Origin of the sequence: Nostoc sp. FACHB-888 (assembly GCF_014696655.1) — a bacterium.
Classification (GTDB): domain Bacteria; phylum Cyanobacteriota; class Cyanobacteriia; order Cyanobacteriales; family Nostocaceae; genus Nostoc.
In genome coordinates this window covers 35,451-49,475 of the sequence record NZ_JACJQM010000046.1, presented here as the reverse complement: position 1 = coordinate 49,475, position 14,025 = coordinate 35,451, and the positions used below count along the sequence as shown (strand labels likewise).

7 protein-coding genes are annotated in these 14,025 nt (G+C 39.6%); 5 read left to right on the top strand and 2 right to left on the bottom strand.

The features are described 5' to 3' along the window. On the bottom strand, window positions 1-6,080 hold a 6,080-nt coding region (locus H6G26_RS24040), incomplete at its 3' end, for a non-ribosomal peptide synthetase (RefSeq protein WP_190731858.1). A gap of 1,518 nt (window positions 6,081-7,598) precedes the next feature. On the opposite strand from H6G26_RS24040, the gene H6G26_RS24035 reads away from it, so the two are divergent. From H6G26_RS24035 to H6G26_RS24015, 5 genes are read left to right on the top strand one after another with little or no spacing between them, the layout of a single operon-like run. Then, window positions 7,599-8,396: a class I SAM-dependent methyltransferase gene (locus H6G26_RS24035; RefSeq protein ID WP_190731856.1), complete on the top strand. Its 798-nt coding sequence runs from the start codon at window positions 7,599-7,601 to the stop codon at window positions 8,394-8,396. 14 nt (window positions 8,397-8,410) lie between these two features. Further along, window positions 8,411-9,427 (top strand): ABC transporter substrate-binding protein, encoded by a 1,017-nt coding sequence (locus tag H6G26_RS24030; protein WP_190731854.1) that lies wholly within the window; start codon window positions 8,411-8,413, stop codon window positions 9,425-9,427. Then, a complete protein-coding gene (locus tag H6G26_RS24025) occupies window positions 9,424-10,440 on the top strand; it encodes an iron ABC transporter permease (RefSeq protein ID WP_190731852.1) in 1,017 nt (338 codons plus the stop codon). Before H6G26_RS24030 ends, H6G26_RS24025 begins: the two co-directional genes overlap by 4 nt. Next, window positions 10,440-11,465, top strand: coding sequence for an iron ABC transporter permease (locus tag H6G26_RS24020; RefSeq protein ID WP_190731850.1), 1,026 nt, complete (start codon window positions 10,440-10,442; stop codon window positions 11,463-11,465). Before H6G26_RS24025 ends, H6G26_RS24020 begins: the two co-directional genes overlap by 1 nt. After that, window positions 11,465-12,274, top strand: coding sequence for an ABC transporter ATP-binding protein (locus H6G26_RS24015; RefSeq protein ID WP_190731847.1), 810 nt, complete (start codon window positions 11,465-11,467; stop codon window positions 12,272-12,274). The genes H6G26_RS24020 and H6G26_RS24015 overlap by 1 nt, the downstream gene beginning before the upstream one ends. A 25-nt stretch (window positions 12,275-12,299) precedes the next feature. Here the strand turns inward: H6G26_RS24015 and H6G26_RS24010 are convergent, their stop codons facing one another. Then, window positions 12,300-14,024, bottom strand: a complete 1,725-nt coding sequence (locus H6G26_RS24010; protein ID WP_190731845.1) for an ABC transporter ATP-binding protein — start codon at window positions 14,022-14,024, stop codon at window positions 12,300-12,302. Window position 14,025 lies beyond the last annotated feature (1 nt).

Genomic DNA, 14,025 nt, shown 5'->3' with positions numbered 1-14,025 from the left:
TGGGGTAACAATACATCATCACAGGCAATGGCTTTATAATATTTTCCTTGTGCTGATAGTAAGGACTCGTTGAGTGATCTTGTAATACCATGATTCTGTTCGGCAAGTGCTTTTCTATCTACCTTCCCATTAGAATTTAGCGGCAAAGTTTCAAGGGATATATAGGCAGAAGGAAGCATATACTCAGGTAACTTTTTCTTAAGAAAATTCCGCAATTCATTTTGCTTAAATCGCTTTTTAGTAAAAGGTTGTTTAGCAATTATTAAATGTTGTCCAAACAAATCATAAGGGGAACCCGATTGTGGGAAAGCAACAAAGTCTTCAAAGGCGTTCAATTGTAAAATATTTTGCCATTGCTTTACTGATAAAGTAGGTAAGTTTTCTTGCGTTCTTTCATCTTCATAACTGCTAAAGCCTTTGACAAAACCCATAGTAGTCATGGCTGAACGACTATACTCTGTTAACTCAACCAATAAAAGGAAACCTTGAGGAGCTAAAAGAGAGCGGACATAGGACAAGGTTGTTTTTAAGTTGCGAGCAATATGCAAAACATTGGCAGCTACAATTACATCAAAACTTTGCAATTGATAGCCTTGTTCTTGGGGATTTTGATCAATATCTAATCGCTTGTATTCAACAAAGGAATATTCTCTGAATTTTTCCTTAGCTAAATTACTGAAAAATGCAGAAACATCCGTATAAGTGTAAACGGTGCGATCGCTTGGTAAAACTGACAACAACGATGCGGTTGTGCCACCTATACCTGCTCCAATTTCCAAAATTCTTAATGGCTTTCCTAAAGGCCATGTTTTTACCAAAGATTTCATTACTTCCCTGGCAAGGCTATTAAAATAAGCAGCAGTAGGAAAGGATTGATACAAACTTTCTACTGTATCTAAACCACCGTCAGGAAATAATAAATTTAGCGGGTCTATTTGTCCTTTCAGTAGCCCCAAATTATTATCAAGATGGCGCTTGAGATAATTCAGAAAATTTTGCCATTGAGGGATCGAATCAGCATATTGTTTGACCTCGTTCCAAATAATATTTAAAGAATCTGTTTCTAAAGAAATATGGTTGACGAAAGTATCTCGTTCTTCTCTCTGTAATAGCCCTTCTTTTTCCAAAACGCATAACCATTGCCCTAATAGTTTTCGGTAGTGAGGTTGAATCTGAAATTGATTTATTAAACTATCTAGAGAGTGCTTTTCTTTGGGACGAATATAAACGCCCAAACTGGTTAAGGTAGAACGCATATAGGTAGTACTCAAACGCTCTATAGCTTGCAAAAAAGCTGATAAAGTTTGGATATCTACTCCTTCTAGTTCTTTTTCAGCTTGTTGAGAACCTGAATTTACCAGAGATTTCCAAACTTGTTGAATTTCTGAAAAATTTGTATCTTCCACTTCAAAAAGTGTGAATTCTTGTTCTCGATCTGGAAGTACATAAGCTACTAGCTGCTTATTTTGCTGTTCGCCAACTGCCGCGACAACAGCTTGATGTATCGCCGGATGTTGCATCAAAGCAGCTTCAATTTCTTTTAATTCAATGCGATATCCACCAATTTTTACCTGATAATCTTCTCGCCCAATGAATGAAATATCGCCATTTGGTAAGTAGTAACCGAGGTCACCAGTACGGTAAAGCTTTGTTTTAGTTACTGGATGAGTGATGAAGCTAGTAGCAGTCTTTTCTTCATCCCGCCAATAGCCTTTTGCTAAACCAATCCCTCCAATGTATAATTGTCCTAGTATCCACACAGGGCAAGGTTCTAAAGATTCGTTAAGTACGTAGAATTGTTGGTTAAGCATTGGTCGCCCGTAAGGGATATTTTTCCAAGACGGATCTACATTTTCTATGGGGTAGAGAATTGACCAAATTGATGCTTCGGTAGCACCTCCTAAACTAATAACTTGAACGTTTTTAGCTATAGCTTTTATTTGAGGGGGTAAAGTTAATGGCACCCAATCTCCACTTAGTAAAACTAAGCGCAAACAATCCAAAACTGAGACACGTCTTGAAGCATATTCCACCAACATCTGCATTAAGGCGGGTACTGAATTCCAAATTGTTACTCGTTGTTTTTCAATCAAATTCCACCAGATTGAGGGATCTTTAGAAGCATCTGTTTTAGGAATGACAATTGTTGCCCCAGCAGCTAAAGTGCCGAAAATGTCGTAAACTGACAAGTCGAAACTCAGAGAAGAAAGCGCCAAGACGCGATCGCATGGATTAACACCAAAGCGTTGATTAATATCCAGGATAGTATTAACTGCACCGCGATGGTCTATCATTACCCCTTTGGGCAAACCCGTAGAACCAGAAGTGTAAATAATATATGCTAAGTCTTCGCTTTGCTGTACCGGATACAAAGGCTGGTGATTTTCAGATAGTGGTTCTTCGATATCTACACAAATTCTTTGTACAAAAGCAGGCCATTCTAAAGTTTGATTGAGTTTAAATTGGGTTAAAACTAAGGTTACTTCTGCTTGATTTAGTAAATGCGTCAAGCGCTCATTCGGTAATGTCGGATCTATGGGTACGTAGGCCGCGCCAGAAGCTAAAATGCTTAAAACAGCTACTACTTGCTCCCATCCTTTTTCCATGACAATGGCTACCAAAGTATTAGGTTGTGCGCCTAATTGCCGTAAACGATAAGCTAGTGCATTTGAGTATCTAAATAAGTCTTGATAGGTGAAAGTGCAATCGGGTGCAATAATAGCTAAGTGATGGGGGCGCTGTTTAACCTGAGTTTCAAATAAAGTGTGTAGCAGTTCCCTTGATAGGGATGTTGTTGTAGCATTGATAGATTCAAAAAGCTCAATTTGGGCATTTGGTAACAGTTGCCTTCTGGTTTCTACCCATGCTGACTCATCAGTTGCCAAACGTTGCAAAAGATTGCAGTAAGCCGCAAACATATCATCGAGAAGGCCGCCTGGAAAGAGTTCTTTAATAGCATCCCAATTAAACATTAAAGTTCCAGCTTCCTCATAAACTTGATGATCTAGCCACACTTGAGGTGTCTGGGTGATGCTGTGAATTACCTTTCCAAATATTGCTAATGGATCAACATCTGTATTAATTGTTGGTAAAGACAGTGTACTGGTAAATACAACTGGCATTAACGCTTTTGATTCCCATCTTTGGGTACGTGTTAATTCCCGCAATACTTGAACTCCATCAAAGTAGCGATGGTCTAAGTCTGACCAAAGTTGCTGTTGTATTCGCTGGGCGCGAATTTCAAACGAATTAGGGTTAGAGTTGTCTACAGTCAGTAAGCTTAATGTAGTGAAGTCGCCAACAATTTCGTTGATTTGGGGATGCAGTGGTAGACGATTAAATAAAGTGAGATTAATTGTAAATCGAGGATTTTTACTCCAAGTAGTTAAAATCTCAGCAAAGGCTGCTAAAAGCATTCCTGAAGGAGTTAAGCCCATTTGAGAAGCGCGGGTTTTAAGTTGTTGCCAAATTTCTGGTTCTAACTTTGCACTCTGGCGTACAAACTGGGGATAAGCAATCGCACTGGGATGTTTCTGTAGAGGTAATTCGGGTGCGGGTGGTAAAGATGATAATCTGTTGAGCCAATACTCTTTGGAACGTTGATACTGCAAGGAATTTCGCAGTACCAAACAAGTATTAACGTAATCTCGAAATGATACAGATAGTGGAGGCAAGGGAGTATCGAGATTTTGATAAAGTTCAGAAAGTTCTTTGCCAAGAATCTGAAAACTCCAGTAGTCGCCAATTAACAAATCAAAGCTGATGTGCAGTCGAATGCGCCGATTGTCTAAAACAGAAGCGCGAATTTCAAATAAGGGCCAAGCGTCAGTTGCTAAGAGTTGATGCGACATCTTTTGGCGAATAGTCTCTAATTGAGAAGCAACTACCTCTGGAAGTTCCCTATGCAGATCCAACACTTGAATTTGATAGGATGGCACAGAAGCCAATATCTTCTGTTCTCCAGAAGGTAGGACGATCGTTCGCAGCATCTCATGACGTTCGATTAATCGCTGCCAAGCTTTGTTGTAGCGTTCCAAGTCTAAATCAATACATTCTGTCTCCACATAAAAGTGAGCTGCTACGTTGCCCAATTCAAACATCTGACTGCGACCGAGCCAGTAAGCTTGTTGAACATCAGTGAGTGGGAAAGGTTGATACCGTTGGTTTTCATGAGAAGCGATCGCAAATACTGTACTGACAGTTTTCTGCTGAACTGCATTTTGCTCAATCCAAGCTGCCAAACTACTAACCGTGGATAATTCCAATAGGCGTTGCAAAGTTAGTTCCACACTGAAGGCATCATGTACCCGGATCAACAATTGGGCCGCTAATAGCGAGTGTCCTCCTAACTCAAAGAAATTATCATGAATACCAACCTGTTCAATACCGAGAACTTTTGCCCAAATTTCAGCTAACACTTTCTCTGGCTCAGAACGAGGTGCTGTGAAAGCTTTCGCCAAATGCGATCGCGTAAAATCGGGAACAGGCAATGCAAGGCGATCAACCTTACCGTTGGGGGTTAAAGGCAGTGTCTCAAGGAACACAAAAGCTGAAGGCATCATGTATTCAGGTAGCTTTTGACTCAAAAAGTGACGCAATTCGTTGATACTAAGCCCAGATGAGACTAAATAAGCAACCAAGCGTTGTTCGCCAAAGACATCCTTTTGAGCTAAAACTACCACTTCTTGCACGTAGGGATGTTGTGCGAGAATAGTTTCAATTTCCCCTACTTCAATCCGAAAACCGCGTATCTTTACTTGCTGGTCGATGCGGCCTAAAAACTCAATGTTTCCATCTGGAAGATATTGCGCTAAATCTCCAGTTTTATAGAGGCGATCAAAATTAGAGGATTGGTCTTCTGTTTCCCCTGTGCTACCTTGCTCCCCTGCTCCCCTACCTTTTTGGAAGGGGTTAGATATGAACTTTTGAGCAGTTAAGTCTGGTCTGTTAAGGTAGCCTCTAGCTACACCTCGTCCACCTATGTATAATTCACCCGGTACTCCAACAGGCACAGGATTTAACTGCTCATCTAGTAGATAAATTCGAGTATTGGCGATCGCACGACCGATAGGAATTGAATCCCTCAACTCATCGCTTTGACAACAATATACACTACTCCAAACAGTTGCCTCTGTCGGCCCATATTCGTTAAATAAAGTTGTCCGTGGAAGTATTTGATAATGGCGAGCAACTAATTCTCTTGAACAAGACTCTCCAGCAACAATGACGGTACGCAGAGAAACAAGCTGCTGTGACAACCTATGAGTTAGTAAGGCTTTGTAGAGAGAAGGAACGCTTAACCAATGGGTTATTTGATATTCAGATATTAGCTTTGTAAACTCCAAGATGTCTTTGTGTAAACCCTCTTGAGGAATTATAAAAGTTCCTCCATAACAGAGCGTCCAGAAGATGACTGCAACTGAACTATCAAAAGCAAAAGATGAAACCAACAAAAAGCTTTTAACGGGTTCTTGATAATAGAAAGTACGAGCAATAGTTGAATAAACTAAGTTTTTATGCGTTACCATTACTCCTTTGGGTTTACCTGTGGAGCCTGAAGTATAGATCGTGTAAGCTAAATTTTCTGAACTAACTGTACTGGCAGGGTTTTCGTGGTTCTCATGTGCCATAACGCCGCAATTTAAGTCCAGACACACTACCTGAGCTTTATGTGTAGGGATTTTTGCCACTAGCTGCGCTTGAGTCAGCAATATCGGTACACAGGCATCTTCCAACATCAAAGTCAAACGTTCCTTTGGATATGTCGGATCTAGAGGTACGTAGGCTCCACCCGCTTTGAGAATACCCAACAGTCCGACAATCATCTCTAGAGATCGCTCTACGCAGATACCAACAAGTGTTTCTGGCCCTACTCCCTGCCCTTGCAAATAGTGTGCTAGTTGATTAGCGTATTGATTCAACTCTTGATAGGATAAAGACGCGATAACCTTTGTCTGTGTATCTTTATAGACGACCGCAACAGCTTCTGGTGTCCGAACTGCCTGAGCCTCAAATAGGTGATGAATACACATTTTTGGGTAATTAACTTCAGCATTATTCTGCTGTTTGAATAGGTGCATTGCTAACTGGGTGAGATTAATATCTAGGAAAAATCAGTGAGAACGATAATGATTACAAGGTCAGTCTCAATGTAGTTTTTTAGCTCAATGATGCTCAATGAGCCTAGTCTAAATATTTTAATGGTTGCTGTATATCCACTTGAGATCGAGGGATTTTCAGTATTTTAACAACCTGCATTTGGAGATAAGTCTTCAGCATAATTTGGCGCTCTTACTAATCCCATTTTGAAAAAAGGTTATGGTAAACTAATTTTTATTCACACAAAGTATTTAATATCTGTGTTATGTAAATTCAACTTTTAAAAAAGTAATTCAGTTAGGTGATTTTTATTATTCGCACTTACCAAAAGCTTGGTAATGAGATATTAATTGGCAGGTTGTTAGCTAAAAAAATTTAAAAAATCGAAAATTTTGGTTGGCTAATAGTTCGCCTTGATTTTTTGCAGCAAATTATAAATTACTTCATTTCTAATTTCATCGGAATAGTTATTTTTTCTGACGTTTGGCTTGCTATTAGTCAAGCTCATAATAACACCATATCACTTGTCTTGAGATTTACAAGTCCTCAACTAAAAAATATCAGTTTATTTTTTTGCTTTTTAGCCGAAGCATTACTTATCAATATTTTGCTTAATGGTCTTTATTGCTTGTCTATCAAAGCTTTTCAGGCTAAAGTTGCTTTTCTCTTATTAATATTTACTATAACCTATTCAGAGATTAATAACTTTTTTTAAAGTTTGATAGGCAATATTTAATTAGATTTAAATTTATGTAAATATTATTTTAAAAATTTGCTTGATTTAATCAAATATAAAATGGTATATTTTGTAGTTTTAATACTCTAAATTAACTAATATACAACGCTTTATAGCAGATTTATTTTTAAATGTATATCCTCCTAGAGGGCATATAAATTTTAAAGAATGTTGTTATTATAACTAAAACCATTTAAAATAAGTCTCACTTATATCAGTTAAAAATTTGTGTAAAAAGCCCAAAACTTTTGTTATGGACAAATGTTTTATAGGAACCGGAACTTACGCATAAGTAATGAAAAATCGTAGACGCCAAGTGGCTTGCTGTAGGCTATCACAGAGGATGTAGAGAAGGAGGTTCTCTCCATACGCGGCTGGCTTTGGGTTCCCTGACTTGTTCGCTGAAAGCGTTTCTACAGGGTAGCAAATGGTGCAACACGGAGGAGTAAGAGTTTCGGAGAGTTCTTGCGTGAGTACTAGGAATAAATGTAGATTTAAGTTTTTTGTTTATCTCAAACACAGTAAAGCGATTTACTACTTTAGATAGATGAAAAATTACTAAGCTATTCCCTTAAAAATTTTTGGAGCAATAATAAATAAATTATAAAAAATTGTATTTTGTGCTAAATGGCAAGGTATTTATAAAAGTAGTTTAAACTTTTGTGAACAAAACAAGGAAGCTTGCTTTTCAGTAGACAAAAGTTATAAGCGTAAAGTTATATATTTCGCCTAAATACTTGTTCATTTTAAAAAAGGGTCAGCTATGGAAACATTAAATGGAGTTTCACAAACGCTTTTAATTCCACTTTATGCTAGGTTTTTGGAAACTCAAAGAGATGACGCGATTATTAGAGACGAAAAATCTAAAGAAATTATCAACCAGTTAAATCCCGATTTTTCCCAATTTTCAAAAACTATTTGGTCAACTCAAGTTGGAATTGCTATTAGAACAGAAATTTTAGACCGAGAGACTAGTAACTTTTTAAAACAAAATCCTACTGGAATAGTTGTTAATCTGGGTGCGGGTCTATGTACAAGATTCTTCCGTGTAGATAATGGTTTAGTAAAGTGGTTTGAGTTAGATTTAGAACCAGTTAAGCAACTTTGGGGAAAAGTATTTACTGAAACAGAATGCCATCGATATTTGGTTTATTCTCTTCTTGATTTTTCCTGGATAGATGAAATTAAGCCCTTCGAGGCTTCACCGATTTTATTTATTGCTGAAGGGCTGCTGTTTTATTTTGAAGAGTCTGAAGTAAAAGAAATTATTACAACAATTAAAAATAACTTTCCTGGTTCGGAGATGCTGATAGAAGCTATCGGCCCATCACAAGCTAAAAATACCCAAAAGCACCCAGTTGTTTCTAAGACAAATGTGCTTTTCAAATGGGGGATTAAAACGGGTAAAGATTTAGAGCAGTGGGATAAGGATATTAAATTTATTAATGAATGGTATTATTATGATAAATACGGCAATCGTTGGCGTTGGTATCGATTTTACAAGTATATTCCTTCTCTGAGAAAAGGATATAAAATTTTTCACATAAAATTTAATAAATAACTGCGTTTGCAAGTATGTTTTGGAGTTCAGCTATTCAGAGCAATTTTAATGAATTTAAGGGGCAAGCCAAAGTTTTGCCACTGGCTTTATTGCTACTAACTTTACTAATGGCATGTAAAGGTACAAATACGTCTGTAAATGAGCCAGAAATTAATAAAATACTAGAAAAAAATACAGACAAATTAGCAGTACTTGATCAAACTAATACAAAAATTAGTGTAAATGCTATACCTAAACGCATAGTTTGTCTAGACACTTTTTGTATTGACATTTTAAACTCAATTGGTTTAGAGCCAGTTGCACTTCTAGCTCATGATGAATCTGTTGAACAAAAATATTTTCAGGAACAAGGCAACAGTAAATTCATTCGTATTGGTGGCTCTTGGTATGAGCCAAACTTGGAGGATATTGCTAAAGTAAAACCAGATTTAGTAATAGGTTCGGCAGGAATTCATGACGGATTACGCAATTCTTTAAAATCAATTGTTCCATTGTATTTAATGTATCCTTATCATTATACGGCGTTAATAAAAAATGTCGAAAAAATTGGTGAATTGACGGAACGCAGCCAACAGGCAAAGGCGGCAGCAGAAAAGTTTCGCAGCAAGCTAGCTGCTTATCAAGCAAAGTCACCAAATAATCAAACGGTAATCTTAATCAATGGTGATGGCACAAACTTTTATGTTCAAACTAAAAAAGCAATAGAATGCTCTACTTTGGCAGAAGTGGCGAAATGTCCTTGGGGCGAGTCGTCGCAAGCAGAAGGGCCACTTAGCACCTATATTCAATACTCTTTAGAGCAGATAATTAAAAATGACCCAGATGTAATTTTCATGTTAATTCCTAATTCAAAAGAGCAACTTGAAAAACACCCTTTATGGAGAGAATTGAAGGCTGTTAAAAACAAAAGAGTTTACGAGGTAGAAGATCCTGTGATCTGGAATACTCACGGATTACGATCGCTCAGTTTAGTCCTAGATGAAGTGATGCCCAAACTCTACCCAGAAGTATTTCCGGAGCCATTGCCATGAACGCTAAAACGCCAAAGCGTTCTTATCGAGTGTGGAAAGTAGCGATCGCACTTTGCCTATTACTAGTAATTCTTGGACTATTGGCGCTGCTGCTGGGTACGCCGCACCTGTCGCTTCAGCAGTTGTGGGAGATTCTGGTTGGAGGTAGTGGCGAACGCATTACTCAGTTAGTGGTGATAGAGTTGCGCTTGCCTCGCCTAATTTTAGGTATGTTAACAGGAGCGTCGCTGGCACTAGCGGGAGTTTTGCTACAGGATTCGCTACGTAATCCCCTGGCAGGGCCAGAGTTGCTAGGTATATCTTCCGGGGCAGCGACGGTAATGGCGGCAATTATCGTATTGAAGCTTCCGGTAGCGATGGAACTGCACCCCCCTTTAGCCTTAGCAGGCGGTTTACTGGGCGGTGGAGTTGTTTTATTAGCGTCTCGTCGCATTACCGACCCCTTACGGCTAGTGCTGATTGGGGCAGCTATTACCGCACTGCTGAACGCTTTGGTAATTGCAATTATTAGTTTAGGAACACCAGAAGCGGTTAGCTTGCTGTTTCTATTTTTACTGGGTAGCCTTGCAGCCCGTACTTGGGATTATGTGCAATTAGTGTTACCTTGGGTACTGGTGGGTATACCCCTAGCTCTATCGTCTGCGCGAATGCTCAATCTGCTGCAACTAGGAGATGAAGTTGCTGAGGGTTTAGGATTAAAAGTCTTCCAAGCACGAATAATGATTGGGCTGTTGAGTGTGGGACTGGTAGCGGCGGTTGTTGCTGCCTGCGGTCAAATCAGTTACATTGCATTGTTGGCTCCGCATATATCACGGTACATCCTGGGAACAACAGATGCGCGGCAAGTGTTGCTCGTTGCCGGACTTTTGGGGGCAGTGTTATTAGTTGGCGCAGATTTGGTGGCTAGAGAAATATTGGCACCCCAGGAACTTCCAGTCGGAATTTGGACGACAATCTTAGGTGCCCCAGCCTTATTGCTGCTGCTACGGCGACAAATTGGGAAAAGTAAATAATGACTGCACCATCGCTTCCCTTAAGGGTAAAGTACCACGTTCTTTTAGGGCTGAGTGCGATCGCTTGCTTACTATTATTGATACTTCACCTGTGTTTAGGCAGCGTTGCCCTAACGCCAAAGGAGGTTTTGGCGGCACTCTTTAACCAACCCGCAGAAATTCTTCACCGTCAGATTGTTTGGGATTTACGTTTGCCAAGGGCGTTAATTGCTTTACTGTGCGGAGCGATGCTAGGTTTGGCTGGAGCCATTTTGCAATCGATTACCCAAAATCCCTTGGCAGAACCAGGTTTAACCGGAACTACATCTGGCGGAGTATTGCTGGTAGTATTCTGGCTGACGTTTGCACCCCAAGCAATGCAATTGGGATCGATCCTCCCCTTAATTGCCCTTGTCGGCGGTTTGGCTGCGAGTGGCTTAGTTTACACCCTCAGCCGTCAGCGCGATCGCAGTAATCCCCTGTATTTGATATTAAATGGTGTGATCGTTAGCACTTTTGTCCAATCGTTAACTTCGCTGTTTTTAGTTGTCAAACAACAATCACTAGGCATGATTTTGTTGTGGCTAATTGGTTCCTTGAACGGGCGAGTTTGGGTACACTTGAATGCGATTTTACCTTGGTCGCTGGTAGCTTTGCCATTGGGATTAGCGAGTGCAGGAATCGCCAACGTACTACATTTAGGGGATGATATGGCAGTAGGACTGGGTTTACCAGTAGAAAAGGCACGGGCGGGACTATTTTTAGTTGCGGCAATGATGAGTGCGATCGCAGTATCCGTAGTTGGTGCGGTGGGATTCATTGGATTGATTGGGCCCCATATTGCTCGTCAGTTGGTAGGATTAGATGCCAGACGAGTTTTTCCCCTGAGTGCCCTGCTGACAACCCTGTTGCTATTAACTGCGGACTTAGTGGCGCAGGCGATGATAATCGAAGTGGGAAGTGTGAGATCGGGATTACCTGTTGGGGCAGTGACAGCACTTTTGGGTGCGCCCTTCTTTCTTTATTTAGTTCTAAGGAAAATTTGATGAGTTCCCCAGAAAGGTTTGTATTAGAAGCAGATAGACTTCAAGCCGGCTACGGCGACAGGTCAATTATTGCTGATCTTTCCTTGACGATTGAACAAGGAAATATTACCGCCTTGGTGGGGCCGAATGGATCGGGAAAATCCACGCTACTGAAAACTTTGGCACGTCTGCTGTCAGCTACTAAAGGTGCAATTTACCTTAACGGTACAGACATTCACTGCTTGTCTACAACAGTTGTTGCCCGACAATTGGCAATTCTTCCGCAAGCACCAAATGTTCCAGCTAGTCTAACTGTAGGTGAATTAGTAGAACAAGGTCGTTTCCCTCATGCTGGGCCATTAGGTATGCTGCGTCGCCAAGACCATTCGGCAATTTCTCAGGCTTTATCACTAACGGGAATGACTGAATTTGCTTATCGTTCCTTAGATAGTTTATCAGGTGGTGAGCGGCAACGAGCTTGGATTGCTTTGGCATTAGCTCAGGCGACACCAATTCTGTTGCTAGATGAACCGACTACCTTTTTAGATATTGGACATCAACTAGAGGTGTTGGATTTGCTGCGCTTTCTGAACCGCGAGCGAGGTATGACAATTATCTTAGTGTTGCACGACCTCAATCAAGCTGCTCGTTATGCCAATCGGATGGTGGTACTCAAGCAAGGAAAAATTGTAGCTGACGGGATACCGACAAGCGTGCTGACATCGGTGTTATTGGAACAAGTTTTCGGTGTTCGCGCCCACATCCTTGCCGATCCAGAAAGCGGAACTCCGGTGTGTCTACCCTATGCTTGTATAAGCACAGAAAGTTGATTTTTAATTACAGTTGCAATTCTCACTAACTGACGCGCCAACTCTTCGCTTTTTGCTGAGAATCCCACAGTCGTCCATACACTCCGCCTTTTGCTAATAATTCCTCGTGTTTGCCACTTTCCAGCAATTGACCCTTATCAATCACTAAGATTTGGCTAGCGTGGGTAATAGTGGAAAGTCTATGAGCAATCAAAATTAGAGTTTTAGATTTTAACAGAGAGTTAATTGCTTTTTGAATTAAAACTTCATTTTCTGGATCAACAGAGGCCGTAGCTTCGTCCATCAGAACAATTGGCGCATCTTTTAAAATAGCACGAGCGATGGATATTCGCTGTTTTTCACCTGCTGAAAGAGTTGCTCCGCCTTCACCAATTACAGTGTCGTAACCGTCTGCTAGATTTTCGATAAATTCATGACATTGTGCAGCTTTAGCAGATGCGATCACTTCTTCTCTAGTTACTTCTTTTTTGCCAAACTTGATGTTATTCAAAATTGTATCATTAAACAGATAAACATTCTGAAACACCATGCTGATATGCGACAATAGATAATCCATTTTTAAATCTTTAACATTGGCTCCTCCCACCAAAACTTCACCTTCATTAACATCCCAAAAACGAGCAATTAAGTTAGTAATCGTAGTCTTACCTGAACCGGAAGTCCCGACTAAAGCGGTAACACTCCTTTCAGAAACTTTAAAACTAATATTTTTCAGTACTGGAGCATTTTCATAACTGAAAGAAACATTTCTAAACTCAATATCAAATTTATCTAATTGTTTCGATTTAAGTGGTTCTGGTAGGGGTTCAGTATTCAACAAACCTGTCACCCTATCTAGCGCAGTATCCATCATTCGGATAGCACCAGAAAATTCCACTAAATCGTGCATTGGTACATATAATCTTAAGCTAAGTATTAGAAATAATAAAAATTTCGGTGTAGTTATTTCGCCGTTAAAAAGGAGGTATGCACCAACTAATAAGATAACAGTTATACCTAAATCCAAAACACAAGCAAATGCAAGGGTAGGCACTGTTAATTGCGTCACTATAGCCAGATTAGCGCGCCTATAATCATCAAGTGTTTTCTCTAACTTTTCAAATTTACTTCCTGTTTGATTAAAAGCTTTGATCACAGCTAACCCCTGAATGTACTCAATTATTCGAGAGTTGGCTGACACAAAAGTGCGTTTTTGTAATTGAGCGAGTTCTTTTTGTAAAGAGAGGTTACTTACGTAAATTATTAGAGCGATGGGAATACCTGCAAGAGCTGCCAAAGTCAAACGCCAATCAACAAATAAAAGAAATATACTGATAAAAGTAGGTAAAGCAATAGCAGTGACTATTTTAGGATAAACCCAGGAAGGAATAGATTCTATCTTTGTCATATCATCGCTAACAAGTGAGTTCAAATCACCTACCTGTATTTGCATAAAAAATCCCATCGGTAACTTACGAATATGGTTCCCTAGACGCAAACGTAAATCCTCAACAAAGCGATAGCTAGTTAGATAAGTAATATAATTTGCCGCATACAAGGAAATGCTTTGTAATAGCAGACTTAGAGCAATTATTCCTAACCAGATAACTACTTTTTCTATTTTGATAGATTGGCTATATAAATCATTAATGATGAAATAAAGAAAAACATAAGGTGTAGCTGCAAACGCTGAGGCAATTACATACAATACTGTTCCCTGAAACAGGCTTTGTTTTCTATCTCCAAGCAAACTGAATAAATTATTAAGCATT